The sequence below is a fragment of the Streptomyces sp. NPDC047706 genome (assembly GCF_043204795.1).
GTDB lineage: Bacteria > Actinomycetota > Actinomycetes > Streptomycetales > Streptomycetaceae > Streptomyces.
The window spans coordinates 38,807-56,194 of sequence record NZ_JBIDCW010000015.1; the positions used below are offsets into that span (position 1 = coordinate 38,807).

A 17,388-nucleotide genomic window follows, 5' to 3' on the forward strand; every position below is an offset into this window, starting at 1 on the left:
AACGAGGTGATGTCCGATGGCAGCAGATCCCCCCTCCACTCCTTGCGCCGAGCGGGCGCCGGACGGGCAGTACCCCGGCCGCGGCGGACGGCTCACCCTGTGGGGCGTAGCGATCATCATCATCGCCGTGAGTGTCTTCGGCGACCACCAACAGCCGGACGGGGGCCCGCAGAGCTCCCGTTCCGTGGGTTCGGCCTCCGCACCCACGGCCACACTCCAGGCAGCCCGGCCGTTGCCCCGCTCCACACCGATCCGGTTGATCATCCCGAGCATCTCCGTGGACGCCCCCTTCATCCCCCTCTCCGTAGGGTCCTCCGGACAGCTCGAACCTCCGCCGGCGGCGGACACCAATCTGGTCGGCTGGTACGCCGGGGGTGTGTCGCCCGGCGAGCAGGGCACCTCGATCATCGCCGGGCATGTCGACACGGCCACCTCGGCGGCCGTCTTCGCAGGCCTGTACGAACTCCGGCCCGGTGACCGCTTCTCCGTCGACCGGGCCGACGGGCGCAAGGCGGAGTTCGTGGTGGACGACACGGAGACCTTCCCGAAGGACGACTTCCCCGACGAGCGCGTGTACGCCGACACGGAACGCCCCGAGGTACGGCTCATCACCTGCGCCGGGGACTACGACCAGTCGGTGAAGGACTACACCGAGAACCTGGTGGTCTTCGCCCACCTCGTGTGACGGGCCCGTCGGCCGGTGGGGGTGGGGCCGCGCATTCCGCGAGGAGGGACCCGGGGCGACGGCGGACCGGGGACGGCTCCGTGCGCGTGGCCGTGGAGCCGTGCCTCCCCGGCCTCCGGGACACCGATCGAGGGATTGACGCTCGCCGGGCAGGGGCAGGGTGCCCAGCAGAGCGTGACATGAGCACGCCTAGTTTGACATGCGCACGTCCAGCTTCTCTCCCCCCACAGGAGGCCGACCTTGCACGCACGCACGTTCGCCCCCATCCTCGCGGCCACCCTGGCCGCCGCGGGCCAGGCGCACGCCGTACCCACGGACACCGATGCGCCGGCCCTGGCGGCCCGCGTCGTCACCTACGACGCCGGCGCGTCCGCGGAGTTCCGGGCCGCCGTCGACCGAGGCGCGGCCATCTGGAACGAGAGCGTGGACAGCGTCGAGCTGCGCCCGGCCGCAACCGGACAACGAGCGAACATCCGGATCCTGGCCGACAACGGCTGGCCCCGGGCCCTGACCACCTCACTGGGCAACGGAACCGTCTACATGGGCCGGCAGGCCGTCAGTCAGGGCTACGACACGGTCCGGATATCGGCACACGAGCTGGGTCACATCCTGGGCCTGCCGGACCGCAAGCCCGGCCCGTGCAGCAGCCTCATGTCGGGTTCCAGCGCGGGCGTTTCGTGCACGAACCCCTATCCCGACGCGAGCGAGAAGGCGGAGGTCGAGGACAACTTCGCACTGGCGCCCGCCCGTCCGGCAGGCGTCCGAGGCCAGCCGGTCGTCGACTGACACACCGGGCGCGGGGCGGCCCGGCCGTCCCCGCGCTCCTCGGCCGGGCCCCGTCGGGTCGCCGCCCGCCGCACGGCGCCGGGTCACGCCTCGTGCCTGGCCTTCATCACCAGCTTGTTGAGCCCCCACAGCCCCACTCCGACGGCCAGCAGCACGCCGGCCCGGATGTAGACGTCCGCGGGCCTGTCGGACAGCGGGCTGGCCAGGACGAGGCAGGTGATCGCGCCCAGCACCGGCAGAGCCGTCGGCGTACGGAAGTGCTCGTGCCCGACGCGATCGTGGCGCAGGACGAGCACGGCGACGTTGACGACGGCGAAGACGCACAGGAGCAGGAAGGCCGTGGTGTCGCCGAGGCCCGCGATCTCCCCGGTGGAGACCAGGCCGATCGCGAGGAGCGTGACGAAGACGATGCCGACGACCGGGGTGCGGCGCCGCGGGAGCACGCGGCCCAGGGCTCGCGGCAGGATGCGTTCGTTGGCCATGCCGTAGCAGAGGCGGGAGGCCATCATGATGTTGATCAAGGCCGAGTTGGTGACCGCGAACAAGGCGATCAGCGCGAACAGTTTCGGCGGGAAGTCCAGGCCGCCCGCCTTGACGACCTCCAGCAGCGGACCGGTGGAGTCCTCCAGCACGCGGTAGTCGACGAGCAGCGAGGAGACCAGGGCGACCAGGACGTAGATGGTCCCGGTGACAGCGACGCCGATGAAGATGGCACGCGGAAACGTACGCACCGGATCCTTCGTCTCCTCGGCCATGTTGACGGAGTCCTCGAAGCCCACGAAGGCGAAGAAGCCGAGCGCTGTCGCGCCCAGCACGCTGGTGATCAGCGCGTGACTCGCCCCCTCTGCCTGGAACTCACCCAGCCGGGAGGGCTCGCCGTCACCGCTGAGGACGGCCCACGCGCCGATGGCGAGGATGACGAGCAGGCCGGTCACCTCCACGAGCGTGAGGACGACATTGGTCTTCACCGACTCCGACACACCCCGCAGGGCAAGGGCCGCCAGGGCGAGGATGAACAGGATCGCGACGAGCGTGGGCGGGAGGACGTCGGTGAACTCGCCGAGGTAGTCGCCGCTGAAGGCGCGGGCCGCCGCGCTCGCCGAGGAAAGTCCCGAGCACATGACCATGAAGGCGACGATGAAGGTCAGGAACGGGACCTTGAACGCCTTCTGGGTGTACAGCGCGGCCCCGGCCGCCTTCGGATACTTCCCGACGAGTTCGACGTACGAGGCCGCCGTCAGCAGCGCCACCACGAACCCGATGACGAAGGGCAGCCACAGGGCCCCTCCGACCTTGCCGGCGACCTTCCCGGTGGTGGCGTAGATACCGGTACCGAGGATGTCACCGATCACGAACAGCACCAGCAGTTTGGGCCCGATGGCCCGCCGTAGCGGAGAGTCGTCCCCGCCCTCCGGTGAGGCGGTGGCGCCACTTGCGGATGCGGACACGAGGACTCCCCCCGGACGTCGGATACCGGACATCGTCTCCACTGCCCGGCATCCCGGCGCGGCATGCGGCAACAGCGCCGTCAGGGTGATCGCCGAGCGGACCGGCGCACGGGGCGGCACCGGACCGCCGGAGCGACGGAGCGCGACCGGGGTGCCGTGCCCTATTCGACGGTCTTGCGGGCGAACGCGTTGTTCCCGATCGAGCTGTGCACGCTGAAGCTCACCGCGTCCGAGCGGTAGCGGTCGTCGGACCACTCCACCGGCCGCCCCTCGTGCGTAGTCGTCACCCGCCGCACCCGCAGCAGCGGGCCGGTCCGGCGGATGCCGAGCAGCTCGGCGTCCTGCGCAGCGGCGGCGACGGCGTCGATCACGTGCTCGCCGTAGGCGAAGACCAGGCCCGTGTCCTCGAAGAGCCGCTGGGTGACGGAGGGGCAGTCGGGCTCGATCGACTCCACGGCGGGCGAGATCCAGTCGGCGTACACGGTCCGCTCCAGCAGCACCGGTTCGCCGTCCAGCCCGCGCACCCGCAGCACATGCAGCACCTGTGTCCCCGGCGGGAGTTGAAGGCGTACCGCGTCCTCCGTGGTCGCCGGCCGGTACTCCTGCGGCTGGGACCTGTACAGCTTCTGGGGACTCGTCCTCGTCTACCTGTACTTCCTGATCCCGCTGATGGTGCTCACCATCACCCCGGCCCTGGACGGCCTGCGCTCCCAGTGGCGCGAGACCGCGCACAACAACGGCGCGACCACCGTGCAGTACTGGCGGTACGTGGCCCTGCCCGTGCTGCTGCCCTCGCGGCTCGGCGGCCTGGTGCTGCTGTTCGGCAGCGCGTTCGCCGCGTACGCCACGGCCGCGGCCATGGTGGGCAGTTCCGTTCCGCTGGTCACCCTGCAGATCGCCGACGCCATCTCCGGCAACGTGCTGGTCGGCCAGGAGAACGTGGCGCTCGCCCTCAGCCTCGACATGGTCCTCGTCGCGGGCCTCGTCATGGCCGTGTATCTGCCCCTGCAACGCCGGAGTGCCCGATGGCTCGCCTGAACCCGGTGGCCCGCCCACGCCCCGTACCCGCCCGGCCCTGTGGCGGTGGGCCGTGCTCGCAGTCGCCGGGCTGTACTTCCTGGTCCCGATGGCCGCGTCCGTCGTGTTCACCCGCACGACGCCGCCGGGCTCCTACCGTGAGGCGCACCCCGATCCCGTCACCGCCCCCGGGCACACCTGGTCTCCGATCCACCTCCTGCACGAGGTCGGCAGCGGCCGGCCCGAACCGCAGGACCGGATCGACTACGTCCTCCACGCGGCCTGCGCGTGCTCGAGTCGCGGACCTACGTCGCCGGCACCCCGCGGGTCTGGCCCGACGTGGCCGGCAACGCCTGGCCGTCGGACCACGCGGCGGTCGTCACGACGTTCGCGCTGCCCGACGCTGCGCCGGGGGTCCTGTGAACGGTGAACGCCGCGAGCGACCTCCGCGGTGGGCGGACACATGGGCGGGGGATTCCGGCTGACACACTGGTGCGATGTCATACCGCGACAGGGCGACCGAGCAGGAACTGCGGCGGCTGCTCAACGAGTGGGACCCGATCGGCGTCGCCGACGCCGTGCAGGACGAGTACGACTGCATGCTCGCCCCGCTGCTCCGGCGGCTCCGTGCCGGTGCCGGCCGGACGGAGATCGGGGAGTTCCTGCGGTACGAGCTGGAGCATCACTTCGGACTCGACCCCCTGGGACTTCGCCCCGACGCGATGGCCGACCGAGTGATCACCTGGTGGACGGCTCCCGGCCGGCTCGGCAGCCTCGGGTCCTGACGGCAGGGCGGAGCGGCCGGAGGCGGAGCCACCGCGAAGCAGCGGACCTGGAAGTGGCGGACCTGCGTCGAAGTGGTTCGTCGCGGGGGCTTCCCGTCCCGCGCGCCTGCGAAGCCCCCGTCGCACCGACGGCGTCCGCCGTCCCTGGCCTATCCGGCTTCGCCCCGGCCTATCCGGCTTCGCGCCCTGGTCTATCCGGCTTCGCGCTCCATGACACGGCGGGCGGCCTCGGCTTCCGCCGCCCGGGGGGACAACTCGTCGAGGGTGTCGAGCTCGTCGTCCGCTTCGAGCTCACGTTCCCAGGCTCCCGCGAGACGTTCCTGTTCCTCGCGAGACCGGGCGCTCACGGCCTCCCGGTGCTCCGGGTCCAGAGCCGCCAGAAAACGTCCGACCGTATCCGTCGGCATGCCGTGCTCCTTGTCGGTGGGAAGGGTGCCGCCGCTTTCGGCCCAGGATCGCGGGCCCGGCCCGCGCCGGAGGCCCGACACGGCATGCGACCACCCTGATGGCCCTGGACACCGCCCAGCACGTAGCCCTGGTGAGCGAGCCCCGGCGCCCGGCCGCTCATGGGGTCCGAAGGATCGCAGGCGCGGCTGAACGGAGACGTCGGGGATCGAGATCACCGTCATGAACAGACAGGCGTAGAGCGACAACCATCGGCCCCATCAGGACGTCACGGGCGTCCGGCAGTCCGCCGCCGGCCGCCACACCGGCGACCGCGGCGTTCACCCAGGGCCACGGGGCGAAGACCGTGGCGGTGGTCGTGGCCACGGTCAGCCAGAACTTCGTGCAGACCCAGCAGTGCCTGGCCAGTCCCCACGCTCCACCGTCACCGCCGAGCCGGTGGTGGCCGCGGTGACGCCGAGTGCGAGCAGCCCGAAGCATGAGCCCGGGCACATCCAGGCGACCAACGGTCCATCTGAGCGACGTGCACGCGTTCCTGGACGACGCCGAGGTCCGCGCGCCCCGGCGCGGCCTCCTCGAGGTCTCCGCTCCCGTCAGGGAGATCCGTCTCGAGGAGATCGTCTACCAGTACCCCGGGAAGGACGCACCGGCCGTCGACGGCGTCTCCCTCACCCTGCGACGCGGCGAGATCCTCACGATCGTCGGCGTCAACGGATCGGGCAAGTCGATCCTCACGCCTCGCATCACCGGCGTCTACCTCGCCGACAAGGGCCGCGTCACCTGGAACGGCTCCGACCTCGCCGGCGGCCTCGACACGCCTCTGGCCCGAGAGATCTTCGGCGGGGCGGAACTGTCGGGCGGCCAGTGGCAGCGTCTGCCGTCGCCGCCGACCGCATCACGATCGTCGTCACCCATCGTCCGGAGAACACCAAGGTCGCCGACCACATCGTGGTCATGGAGCACGGCAGGATCACCGAACAGGGCCGGTACGACGACCTGGTCCACGCCGGCGGCACCTTCGCCGAACTCCTCCGGCTTTCGCGGGACCGCCAGGTGTATTGCCCTGTGCCGTGGCGGAGCCCGGGCCCTTGCGGACCCGGGCTCCTCATCAGGGGGGCGCGGGCCGGCCTCACATCTGGCGGCGCCGGGTCCGCACCAGGAGAAGCCCGCCTGCGATCAGCAGTGCGGAGCCCGCGGCGGCGGGCCACAGACGGGTGCCCGTCTCGGCCAGTCCGCCCTGGTTCCCCTGCGGAGCGGCGGCCTGCTGCCCGGCCGGCGACTCGGTTCCGGAGCCGTCGGCCCCGGCTTCGACGACGGGCTGCTGGGACGTGGCCACCGGTGCCGGGGCGTTCGGGGTGCCGGCCGCCTTGGGCTCTGCGGGGCGCGGCGCGGTCGTCGCCGGGGCGCCGTCCGACGGGGCGGCGGGAGCGTCCTCGTCGGGGGCCCCGGTGGGCTCGGCACCGTCACCGGCACCCTTGCCGGGCTGGTCCGCACCGCCGTCACCGGGCTCACCAGGCTGCTCGCCGCCGCCGTCGCCGCCGTCCTGCGGATCCTCAGGGGCGGCCGTCGGCTCCTCGTTGCCTCCGCCGTCGCCGTTGCCGCCTCCGGCGCCCGCCCCGCACTGCTGCCCGGAGTTGATGCAGTCGACCATCTCCCTCATCAGGTCCTCGTCGAAGACGTTGATGAAGTCACCGTGGTCCGTGACCGGCTTGTGGAGCTGCTCGGGGAAGGAGTCCACCGCGAACAGCGGCGTCGTACGGCCGCCGTCGTTCAGGCTCGGCGCGTCGACGTCGTAGACGATCCGCTGCACCAGCTGCGGGATCGCGCGGAAGCCGGAGGGGCAGTTCCCGGCGGCGTCGGCGAAGGCCACGTGCGTGCGGTGGTTGGCGCTGTCGATGTTCGAGCCGTCCCAGCAGCTCTGGAAGCGGAAGGTGCGTACCACGTCGCTGCCGGACGGGCAGAGCGGGTACTTGTCCTTCAGCTGCCGGTCCTCGAACCCGGTGCAGCTCCAGGAGGCGTTCGCGTTGCCGGGGCCGTTGACGAACGCCTTCGCGTCGCCGGTGATGATGCGCAGCAGCCGGGGCATCGCGGTCACCTCACCGAGCGGGCTGCCCACGAACGTCAGCGTGACCTCCTTCGGCGTCACGATCTCGCCGGCGTTCCCCTCCACTCCGCCACCGGGCGACTGGGCGTCCTGCTCCTGCGTACCGTTCTGCAGACGCAGCACGGGCCAGTAGTACGACGACTTGTCGCCCTGGTCCACGCAACTGGTGTCGGCGGCGGCGAGGTCCTCGTCGCTGGCGAAGGCGTCGTTGGACTGGTTGCCGATGTAGTCGTGGAAGTGGTGGGCCCCGTTGCTGACGCCGGGGGCGACGATCACGTTGTCCGAGTTGAACAGGCCCTCGGCGTTGACACCGCAACTGGTCGTGAAGGTGCCGCGCGACGCGGCTTCCGTCCGGGGCGGTGCGGGCACGTCGGGCTGGACGCCGGTGATGTCAGCGTAGTCCGCGGCGACAGGTCCGTTGCCGGCCTGGCCCCCGATGCCCCCTTGCCCGTCGCCACCCTGGCCCGCGTCGTCCGCCTGCCCGTCGTCCCCGGGCCCGCCGCCCTGCTCGCCTTCGGAGCCGTCACCCGCCTCTCCTTCACCGGCGGTGCCCTGCGCGCCCTCGGCCTCCAGCAGCGTGCACGGCGCCAGGGCCTCCAGCCCTTCCGGCCGCTCTCCCGCGGCGTCCAGGGCGACCGCGATGCGCTCGATCGTGGCCCCGCGTTGCTCCGTGAGCGGCTGCAGGACCGCTTCCTGGGCGGAACCGGCAGGCTGCACCTGCACCTGCCGATAGGCGTCGGCGATCTGCTGGTCGAGCAGCGCGATTTCCTTGTCGACCTCCGCCCGTGCCGCGTCCGGCACCGAGGTCAGCCGCTCGCCCACATCGGGACAGTCGATCGTGGCGGCGCCCCACGCGCTCGTGGTGTCACCGACGTCTGCGCCCGCGCCGCTGTCGGTCGCGGAGGCGTACACGTTCACACCGACCAGTCCTCCGCCGCCCAGCATCAGCGCGACGGCTGCGAATGTCGCGCGTCTCGCGCCGGTTGGGCGTCTGCGCGTGTTGCGTCCCACGGTTGTACTCCTACGCGTTGGTCGACCCGGGCATGAGTTCCCCCGGATGCCATACGCGGGAGGGAGCCGGTGTGTTCAATCGGCTCGCGGAATTCGCGAGGGTCGAGGGCGGCCGCCCGGTGATCGTCGGCCGATCGGAGGAAGACCGTCTGGGGCGCATCCACCCGCTGCCGGAAGCGGGAAGTGATGCGTGGGGGCTTGGTACCGAGCCGGCGAGGAGGGCAGGCGATGCACAGCAGTCCGCTCGGCAACCGGACGGTCGTGGTGACCGGAGCCGCACGGGGGCTGGGCGCGGCGCTGGCACGCGAAGCTGCGGCTCGGGGCGCACGGGTGGCCCTGCTCGGGCACGAGAGGCCCCTCCTGGAGTCGGTGGCCGCGGGGCTGCCCACGACGGCGCTCGCCCTGAGCTCGACGTCACCGACCCTGCCGCGCTCGACGCGGCCGCGCGCACCGTACGCGACCGTCTGGGACCGGCCTCCGTCGTGATCGCGAACGCCGGCATCGCCGAGGGCGGTCCGTTCGTCACGTCGGACCCGGCCACCTGGCGGCGGGTCGTCGACGTGAACCTCGTCGGCAGCGCCCAGACCGCCCGCGCCTTCCTGCCCGACCTGATCGCCACGGCGGGCCACTTCCTTCAGGTGGCGTCCCTCGCGTCGCTCGGGGCGGCCCCGCTGATGAGCGCCTACTGCGCCTCCAAGGCCGGCGTCGAGGCCTTCGCCCACAGCCTCCGGGCCGAGGTGGCGCACCAGGGCGTCAGCGTGGGCATCGCCTACCTGAACTGGACCGGCACCGACATGGTCCACGACGCCGACCGGCACGCCGTACTGCGGCAGCTGCGCCTGCACATGCCGCCGCCCGCACGGCGCGTGTACAGCGCGCAGGCGGTCGCCGGCCGGATCGTGCGCGGTCTGGAACGCCGGCGGACGGCTGTCTACGCGCCACCCTGGCTGCGGCTGGTGCAGCCGGTGCGTGCCGCCCTGCCTCCCCTGGTCCTTCGCCTCGCCCGGCGCCGCCTGCCGCTCCTGGAGGCACAGGAGCCCTTCCTGCCGACCGGGCTGCTCGGCGCGGGTGGCGAGGCCGACCGCGCGGCGACGGGAGACGCACCCTGAGTCGTCGCGGCACCGGTCGTGGGCGCGCAGGTCGCTGGGGCACACGTCGTTGGGGCACATTGGGTGGTGCCCCTGGTACACAGTGGGCGAGCCTCCCGGGGCGGTGGCCCTTCCTCCTGTCCCCTCGTCAGGACGGCGATCATGCAGACGTTCCTGCCCGATCCGGACTTCCGGCGCTCCGCCCTGCTGCTCGACCGCCGCCGCCTGGGCAAGCAGCGGGTCGAGGCGCTCCAAGTGCTGCGGGGACTGACCGTGCCGGGATACGGCTGGCGCAGGCACCCGGCGGTACGCATGTGGAACGGGTACGAGGAGGCCCTGGTCCGGTACGGGCTGGAGGTATGCCGGGTGTGGCGTGAGCAGGGCCACCAGGACAGCTGTGCGGCCTCCCTGGTCGCCGGGTTCGCCGCGGGCCGTCCGGGCGCTCGCGTACGCGACCAGTCCGCTCTGGCCGCCGCGTCGGAACTGCCGCCCTGGCTCGGCGACGAGGCCTTCCACCTCAGCCATCGCTCCGCACTCGTACGCAAGGACCCCGAGGCGTACACGGACGCGTTCCCCGGCGTGCCGGACGATCTGCCCTACGTGTGGCCGCGGTCCGACCGGTAGCCCGGGGAAGGCGGCGCTCTCCACAGGCCCCGGGCTCGGCCCGCCGCCTCGGACGGGTCACGGCTGAGACCGCTCAGGTGCGGGACGGGAACGCCCGTGCGCGGTCGGCGCGCCGCGGACGGGGAGCACGAAAGCGCCCCGTACCGCGGGCGGACGCGGCCCCCAGGCGGTCTGGCGCTGCCGGTCGATGCCGTGTTTACAGTGGGGCGGGTGCTTGGGCAGCAGGCACACCCCCGCGATGTCCGCGAGCGCCACTCGGCGCGACACGGAACGGCTATCCGGGTGGCGCCGTGAGGCCGGCTGCCCGGGTGAGGAGACGATGCAGTGACAGAGCGCCCCGACACGCCCGTGCCGTACGCCACCAGGGACCCGGGCGACGGCCGGTGCCGGGACACGCAGGACGCGGAACGCCAGGGCGCGGTCGAAGCCCGGAACAGGCGCCTGGCGCATGCCGTGGTGGCAGGCGCGGAGGACGTTCTCCTCTCCCGCTACCGGCTCGAATCACGGCAGGAGGCGTTCGAGCTGCTGCGCTCCGCCTCCCAGCGCCACAACACCAAGCTGCACACCCTCGCCGACGCCACCCTGCGGAGTCCGGCCCCCGACCCGGCCGGCCGCAGATGGTTCTCCCGGCCTCACCGCCCCGGGCCGCCGCCCCTGCCCGGCCTGCCGCTGAACGACGGAGCGAGCACCACGAGCGACAGCGCGGTGCTCAAGGCCGCGATGCGGCGGGTGCTGCACATCAACGACACCACGATGGGCAACGTGCAGCTCGTGGAGAGCGGCATGCTGCGCATGGAGAAGCACACCGGACTGAACCGGCGCTTCACCGACTTCTTCGCGTTCATCGAGTCCACCACGACCTCGTGCGCCCAGGCGGCGGAGCAGAACCGGCAGGTCACCGTCAAGGACGTGGCGGCCTCGGACACCTTCGACGAGGCCTCCCGGGAAGCGATCCTGCAGTCCGGCAGCCGCGCCTGCCACAGTGTGCCCCTGACCACGCCGAGAGGCACCGTGCTGGGCATGATCTCCTCCCACCACGAGCAGACGCTGAACGAGCTCACCGGCGCGCAGCTCACCGCGCTGCGCCACCTGGGCTCCCAGGTCGGCCGGTGGCTGGTATGGCACCGCAACACCGTGGTCCTCGACGCCCTGGAGGACCTGCACGCCACGGCCAGGCGGTAGACGACGCCACGGCCCGGGCCGGTCCGGGCGGCGGCCGCGGGCGGCGAACGCGCTGTTCGCCGTGCATCCCGACCGGCTCGGCCGGGAGCGCGGCGTTCTCACTGCACCCCGGTGGCATCCCTCACCCCCCTTCAGCGGCATCCGCCGAAGCGGGAGATGGTCGAACGGGGCTGGACCGACGAGGACGGCGACCTGTTCCACCCCGAGCCGTTCAAGACGCCGCAGCAGGGCGCCGCCCCACAGGTGTGGGCGGCGACCTCCCCCCCGGCTGAACGGCATGGGCGGCGTCTGCCTGGAGGACTCGCCATCGCCGGGCCCGCCCCGGCGGACGGTGACCGATCCGGGGTCGAGGAGCGGGCGACGGACCCGGAGGAGGCGGCCCGGCTGCGGGCCCTGTCCGCCCAACTGACCGGCGTCGACGCGTTCGCCGGCCGAGACCCGAGCCGTCCAGGAGGCGCGTCGCTTGCGCAGCCGCGGCCCGCCGAACGGGTGCGTCCGGGCTGCGGACGACCGGCCGTCGGCGTCTGCTGGAAGGCAGGCGGCCGCGGACGGACCGCGAGGACCGGCGGCAGTCATCGGCAGGAGCGGCCACCACACGCGTGACGAGTGGCCGCCAGGGGCACACGGACCGGGTACGGCGCACGGGTCCGTGAGCACCGCCCCGGGAACGCGTTCCGCCACGGGCAGGCCGGCCGGTCGTGAGCGAGGAGGTCCCTGGCATGACGGAAGACAGCACCGCCGCAGGGTCGGGGACGGGCAGGGAGGCGCCCCACGGCGGCCTGCTGTCCGGTCCGCAGCACGACGTGGCGGGAGCGGCCGGGTACACCGGCCACCCACCGCGCATGGGCTTCTTCACCGACAGCTCCGTGTGCATCGGCTGCAAGGCGTGCGAGGTGGCGTGCAAGGAGTGGAACGCGATCCCGCAGGACGGTCTGGAACTGACCGGCATGTCCTACGACAACACCCAGGGACTCGGCGCCGACACCTGGCGGCATGTGGCCTTCATCGAGCAGCGCAAGCCGCTGGGCGGTCAGGAACCCGGTGTCGGGCACGAGAACGTCGACGTCTTCACCGCAGCCACGAACCTGGGCCTGTCCCCTGCGTCCCCCGGCCCCGGCGCCACGTCCCCGGAGCCCGGCTCCGCCCCAGCGGGCGCGCCCGCTGGGGCGATCTCCCCCGTCGCGCCCGACGGACGTACCGAACTGCGCTGGCTGATGTCCTCCGACGTGTGCAAGCACTGCACGCACGCGGCCTGCCTCGACGTCTGCCCGACCGGGTCGCTCTTCCGCACCGAGTTCGGCACGGTGGTCGTCCAGGAGGACATCTGCAACGGCTGCGGCTACTGCATTCCGGCCTGTCCGTACGGCGTCATCGACCAGCGCCCCGGCGACGGCCGCGCCTGGAAGTGCACCATGTGCTACGACCGTCTCGGCGTCGGCATGGAACCTGCCTGCGCCAAGGCGTGCCCGACCGACTCCATCCAGTTCGGTCCCCTGGAGGAGCTGCGGGAGCGGGCGGCTGCCCGGGTCACGCAACTCCACGCGGCCGGCGTCACGGACGCGCGCCTGTACGGCGAGGACCCGGGGGACGGCGTCGGCGGCGACGGCGCGTTCTTCCTGCTGCTGGACGAACCGGAGGTCTACGGGCTGCCGCCCGACCCTGTCGTCACGACCCGCGATCTGCCCTCGATGTGGCGGCACGCGGCGGCCGCCGCCGCGTCGCTCGCCGCGCTGGCCGCCGTCAGTTTCGCCAGGAGGCCACGATGACCACTTCCGTCAGGAGGCCGCGATGAGCGGGTCCGACGTCACCAGGAACGGGGTGGAAGGCGCGCGTCCCGGCCGCGAGGCCCCGACAGGGGCCCGGGCCGGGCGCCGGCGACGGCGGCGGGGAGGCGGCGAGCGGGCGATGGTGCCCGACGTGGAGTTCTCCTCGTACTACGGCAGGCCGATCCTGAACCGGCCGACGTGGAAGCCGCTGGACGTCGCGGGCTACCTCTGCCTGGGCGGGCTCGCCGGCGCCTCCTCCCTGCTGGCCGCCGGCGGCCACGTCACGGGCCGCCCGGGACTGGCTCGCGCCGCGAAGCTCGGCGCGGCCGGAGCGATCTCCGTTTCGCTGGCCGCGCTGGTGCACGACCTGGGGCGTCCCGCCCGCTTCCTCCACATGCTGCGCGTCTTCAAGCCGACCTCCCCCCTGAACCTGGGTTCGTGGCTGCTGGCGGGCTACGCCCCGCTGACGATGGCCGCCGCTGCCGCCGATGTCGCGGGCCGCCACCGGATCGCCGGGGGCGCCGCCACGGCGGGCGCCGCCGCGCTCGGCCCGGCCGTGGCCACCTACACCGCCGTGCTGCTTTCCGACACCGCGGTCCCGTCGTGGCACGAGGGCCACCGCGAGATGCCGTTCGTCTTCGCCGGCTCGGCCGCCACCGCGGCCGCGGGGCTGGCCCTGGCCTGTGCGCCGCTGCGGGAGACCGGCCCGGCACGCCGTATGGCGTTGCTCGGCGCGGGACTGGAGCTGGGTGCTTTCCAGCTGATGAAGCGGCGTATGGGCCTGGCCGCCGAGCCGTACGGACTGGGCAAGCAGCGGTGGCAGTTGCGCGCGTCCGAGGTGCTCACGGCCGGCGGCGCCGCGCTGGCGGTGTACGGGGGCCGCGAGGACGGCGCGGGTGGCCGGGCCCGGCTGGTCGCCGCGACGGCCGGCACGGCTCTGCTGGCCGGTTCGGCGGCGCTGCGGTTCGGCGTGTTCCACGCGGGCGTGGCCTCGGCGGAGGACCCGAAGTACACCGTCGTACCGCAGCGGGAACGTCTCGAGGCGCGGGCCCGCTCCGACGGCCACTGACCGGCCGCCCGGCCCCGTTTCGGCGTCGGCCTGCCGGGTACCCCGCGGCGTGCCGCGACCGCGCGGAAGGTCCGCAGCAGCGGATGCCGTGCCCGCCCGGCTGCGGGAGAATCAGCAGGAGAGGCATGGGGGGACGAGAGGGCAGACGACATGGGCGTGCGCACCTGGATCGACTCCTGGCCGGTCTACCGCCAGCTCACGGGGACGGATCCCCTGGGCCGCGGGGCCGCCGCCAAGAGCGGCGCCGGCGCGCGGCTCACCCCCCGGGTCGCCTCGGCGGACCGCGTGGTGAAGTCGATCTGCCCGTACTGCGCCGTGGGCTGCGGCCAGAACGTGTACGTCCAGGACGAGCGGGTCACGCAGATCGAGGGGGACCCCGACTCCCCCATCTCCCGTGGGCGCCTGTGTCCCAAGGGCTCGGCCAGCCTCCAGCTGACCACCGGCGGCGCCCGCGAGCACCATGTCCTGTACCGGCGCCCGCACGGCACCGAGTGGGAGCGGCTCGACCTCGGAACGGCCATGAACATGATCGCCGACCGGGTCGTCGAGGCGCGCCGGGCGGGCTGGCAGTGGGAGGTCGACGGGATCCGCACCCGGCGCACCCTCGGCATCGCGAGCCTGGGCGGGGCCACGCTGGACAACGAGGAGAACTACCTCATCAAGAAGTTGTTCACCGCCCTCGGAGCAGTGCAGATCGAGAACCAGGCGCGTGTTTGACACTCCTCCACCGTTCCCAGTCTGGGAACCTCGTTCGGCCGCGGCGGCGCGACCACCTTCCAGCAGGACCTGCAGAACTCCGACTGCATCGTCATCCAGGGCTCGAACATGGCCGAGTGCCACCCGGTCGGGTTCCAGTGGGTGATGGAGGCGAAGGCCCGGGGCGCGAAGGTGATCCACGTCGACCCGCGGTTCACCCGGACCAGCGCGCTGGCCGACCTGCACGTGCCGCTGCGCGCGGGCTCGGACATCGCCTTCCTCGGCGGGATCATCAACCATGTCCTGAGCAACGACAAGTACTTCCGTGACTACGTGGTGGCCTACACCAACGGGCCTGTCGTGCTGCGCGAGGACTTCCGCGACACCGAGGACCTCGACGGCGTCTTCTCCGGGCTCGATCCCGAGACCCGCAGCTACGACAACACCAGCTGGCAGTACGCCGGTACGGAGGTCCAGGCGGCGTCGGGCCGGCGTGACCAGGAGTACGACAGGCGCACCGGCGACAGCAGTGCGGTGACGGAGGCGGCGCGCGGTGAGGCCCATGGCGCGGGCGGCGCGGACGTGGGCGAGGGGGCGCCCCGACGCGACGAGACGCTCTCCCATCCGCGCTGCGTGTTCCAGGTCCTCAAGCGGCACTACGCCCGCTACACGCCCCGGATGGTGGAGGAGATCTGCGGCGTCCCGCAGGACCTGTTCCGCCAGGTGTGTGAACTGGTCACCGAGAACTCCGGGCGCGAGCGCACCACCGCGTTCGCCTACGCGGTCGGCTGGACGCAGCACACCGTCGGCGTCCAGTACATCCGCGCGGCCGCCGTGCTGCAGAGCCTGCTCGGCAACATCGGCCGGCCCGGAGGCGGCATCCTCGCCCTGCGCGGGCACGCCTCAATCCAGGGCTCGACGGACATCCCGACACTGTTCAACCTGCTGCCCGGCTACATTCCGATGCCGCACGCCCACCACCAGCAGGACCTGGGCTCCTTCGTCCAGGCCGACACGGCCCGCAAGGGCTACTGGGGCAACATGCGGGCGTATCTGGTCAGCCTGCTCAAGGCGTACTGGGGTGAGGCCGCGACCGCCGAGAACGACTTCTGCTTCGACTACCTGCCGCGCCTGACCGGCTCCCACTCCACCTACGAGACGGTCATGTCGCAGATCAACGGCACCTGCAAGGGCTACTTCCTCATGGGGGAGAACCCCGCGGTGGGGTCCGCCGACGCCAAGATGCAGCGCCTGGGCATGGCCAACCTGGACTGGCTCGTCGTACGGGACTTCTCCCTCATCGAGTCGGCCACCTGGTGGCAGGACGGCCCGGAGATCGAGACGGGTGAGCTGCGCACCGAGGACATCCGCACCGAGGTGTTCTTCCTGCCGGCCGCCGCCCACACCGAGAAGGACGGCAGCTTCACCAACACCCAGCGTCTGCTGCAATGGCATCACCAGGCCGTCGAACCGCCCGGCGAGGCGCGCAGCGACCTGTGGTTCATCTACCACCTCGGGCGGATCGTCCGGGAGAGGCTCGCCGCCTCGACCGACGCCATGGACCGGCCCGTGCTGGACCTCACCTGGGACTACCCGACGAAGGGCGAGCTGGCCGAGCCGGAGGCCGAGGCCGTCCTCGCCGAGATCAACGGCCATGACGCCGGGGGAAACCCGCTCGCCTCGTACGAGGACCTGAGCGACGACGGCTCCACGGCGTGCGGCTGCTGGATCTACTGCGGCGTCCATGCCGGCGGCGTCAACCAGGCGGCCCGCCGCAAGCCGGGCGAGCAGCAGAACTGGGTGGCGAACGAGTGGGGCTGGGCGTGGCCCGCCAACCGGCGCATCCTGTACAACCGCGCCTCCGCCGATCCGGACGGCAAGCCGTGGAGCGAACGCAAGGCACTGGTCTGGTGGGACGCGGAGCGCGGCGAATGGACCGGTCACGACGTGGCCGACTTCAAGAAGGACAAGTCGCCCGGCCACCGGCCGCCGCGCGGCGCGACCGGGCCCGAGGCCCTGTCGGGCACGGACCCGTTCATCATGCAGGGCGACGGCAAGGCGTGGCTGTACGTGCCGTCCGGCCTGACGGACGGCCCGTTGCCCACGCACTACGAGCCGCAGGACTCGCCGTTCCCGAACCTGCTGTACGGCCGGCAGCGCAACCCGGTACGCCATCTGCTGCCACCACATCCGGACAACCGCTACCAGCCCAGCGGCACCGAGCCCGGTTCGCAGGTGTTCCCGTACGTGGCGACCACCTACCGGCTGACCGAACACCACACCGCGGGTGGCATGTCCCGCTGGCAGCCCTACCTGGCGGAGCTGCAGCCGGAGTTCTTCTGCGAGGTCTCCCCCGAACTCGCCGCCGAGCGCGGCCTGGAACACACGGGCTGGGCGACGATCGTCAGCGCCCGGAACGTGATCGAGGCACGGGTGCTGGTCACGGACCGCGTGCCGCCCCTGACCGTGCACGGCCGCCCGCTGCACCAGGTCGGCCTGCCCTACCACTGGGGGCCGAACGGCTACAGCACCGGGGACGCCGCCAACGAGTTGCTGCACATGGCCCTCGACCCCAACACCCACATCCAGGAGACCAAGGCGTTCGCCGTCGACATCCGGCCGGGCCGCCGGCCCAGGGGCCCGGCGGCCGTGCGGCTGGTGCGCGACTACCGGGCCCTGGCCGGCATCGACGAACGGACGGGTACGGAGCCCTGACCCGACC

Annotated in this window: 11 protein-coding genes and 6 pseudogenes; 13 read left to right on the top strand and 4 right to left on the bottom strand. The window is 72.4% G+C overall.

Annotated elements, in window-relative coordinates; all coding sequences use genetic code 11:
• Positions 1-16: 16 nt before the first annotated feature.
• Both ACGF8A_RS19070 and ACGF8A_RS19075 read left to right on the top strand, forming a co-directional pair.
• On the top strand, positions 17-685 hold the full coding sequence (locus ACGF8A_RS19070) for a class F sortase (protein WP_393109563.1): 669 nt from the start codon (positions 17-19) through the stop codon (positions 683-685).
• Between the two features lie 240 nt (positions 686-925).
• Entirely contained in the window at positions 926-1,471 is a 546-nt protein-coding gene (locus tag ACGF8A_RS19075; protein ID WP_393109565.1) for a snapalysin family zinc-dependent metalloprotease, read from the top strand.
• An 83-nt stretch (positions 1,472-1,554) separates the two neighbouring features.
• Here ACGF8A_RS19075 and ACGF8A_RS19080 read toward each other — a convergent pair whose 3' ends face one another.
• Both ACGF8A_RS19080 and ACGF8A_RS19085 read right to left on the bottom strand, forming a co-directional pair.
• Positions 1,555-2,919, bottom strand: a complete 1,365-nt coding sequence (locus ACGF8A_RS19080) for an APC family permease (protein ID WP_393109567.1) — start codon at positions 2,917-2,919, stop codon at positions 1,555-1,557.
• 161 nt (positions 2,920-3,080) lie between these two features.
• Positions 3,081-3,524 (bottom strand): annotated as a pseudogene (locus ACGF8A_RS19085) (GntR family transcriptional regulator); the annotation flags it as partial.
• A 1-nt stretch (position 3,525) separates the two neighbouring features.
• On the opposite strand from ACGF8A_RS19085, the pseudogene ACGF8A_RS19090 reads away from it, so the two are divergent.
• The 3 genes and pseudogenes from ACGF8A_RS19090 to ACGF8A_RS19100 all read left to right on the top strand — a co-directional run.
• Positions 3,526-3,957, top strand: a pseudogene (locus ACGF8A_RS19090) (ABC transporter permease subunit); the annotation flags it as partial.
• 130 nt (positions 3,958-4,087) lie between these two features.
• Positions 4,088-4,359, top strand: a pseudogene (locus tag ACGF8A_RS19095) (hydrolase); the annotation flags it as partial.
• A gap of 74 nt (positions 4,360-4,433) precedes the next feature.
• Positions 4,434-4,721, top strand: a complete 288-nt coding sequence (locus ACGF8A_RS19100; RefSeq protein WP_393109569.1) for a hypothetical protein — start codon at positions 4,434-4,436, stop codon at positions 4,719-4,721.
• A 191-nt stretch (positions 4,722-4,912) separates the two neighbouring features.
• Here the strand turns inward: ACGF8A_RS19100 and ACGF8A_RS19105 are convergent, their stop codons facing one another.
• Positions 4,913-5,128 carry a hypothetical protein gene (locus ACGF8A_RS19105; RefSeq protein WP_393109571.1) on the bottom strand — a complete coding sequence of 72 codons (216 nt, stop codon included), beginning with the start codon at positions 5,126-5,128 and terminating at the stop codon, positions 4,913-4,915.
• Between the two features lie 503 nt (positions 5,129-5,631).
• Between ACGF8A_RS19105 and ACGF8A_RS19110 the strand changes: the two are divergent.
• Positions 5,632-6,176, top strand: a pseudogene (locus ACGF8A_RS19110) (ATP-binding cassette domain-containing protein); the annotation flags it as partial.
• Positions 6,177-6,255: 79 nt separating this feature from the next.
• On the opposite strand, the gene ACGF8A_RS19115 reads toward ACGF8A_RS19110, so the two are convergent.
• On the bottom strand, positions 6,256-8,241 hold the full coding sequence (locus ACGF8A_RS19115; protein ID WP_393109573.1) for a DUF1996 domain-containing protein: 1,986 nt from the start codon (positions 8,239-8,241) through the stop codon (positions 6,256-6,258).
• Positions 8,242-8,469: 228 nt separating this feature from the next.
• Here ACGF8A_RS19115 and ACGF8A_RS19120 point away from each other — a divergent pair.
• The 7 genes and pseudogenes from ACGF8A_RS19120 (at position 8,470) to fdh (ending at position 17,381) form a co-directional block, all read left to right on the top strand.
• Positions 8,470-9,350, top strand: a pseudogene (locus tag ACGF8A_RS19120) (SDR family oxidoreductase).
• A gap of 141 nt (positions 9,351-9,491) precedes the next feature.
• Entirely contained in the window at positions 9,492-9,953 is a 462-nt protein-coding gene (locus tag ACGF8A_RS19125) for an MSMEG_6728 family protein (RefSeq protein ID WP_393109575.1), read from the top strand.
• A 324-nt stretch (positions 9,954-10,277) separates the two neighbouring features.
• Complete coding sequence (locus ACGF8A_RS19130; RefSeq protein WP_393109577.1) at positions 10,278-11,135, top strand: ANTAR domain-containing protein; 858 nt, start codon at positions 10,278-10,280, stop codon at positions 11,133-11,135.
• A 40-nt stretch (positions 11,136-11,175) separates the two neighbouring features.
• Positions 11,176-11,564, top strand: a pseudogene (locus ACGF8A_RS19135) (oxidoreductase); the annotation flags it as partial.
• 290 nt (positions 11,565-11,854) lie between these two features.
• A complete protein-coding gene (locus tag ACGF8A_RS19140) occupies positions 11,855-12,901 on the top strand; it encodes a 4Fe-4S dicluster domain-containing protein (RefSeq protein WP_393109579.1) in 1,047 nt (348 codons plus the stop codon).
• Positions 12,902-12,923: 22 nt separating this feature from the next.
• Complete coding sequence (nrfD, locus tag ACGF8A_RS19145; RefSeq protein WP_393109581.1) at positions 12,924-13,970, top strand: NrfD/PsrC family molybdoenzyme membrane anchor subunit; 1,047 nt, start codon at positions 12,924-12,926, stop codon at positions 13,968-13,970.
• A gap of 150 nt (positions 13,971-14,120) precedes the next feature.
• A complete protein-coding gene (gene fdh / locus ACGF8A_RS19150; protein WP_393109583.1) occupies positions 14,121-17,381 on the top strand; it encodes a formate dehydrogenase in 3,261 nt (1,086 codons plus the stop codon).
• Positions 17,382-17,388: the final 7 nt, after the last annotated feature.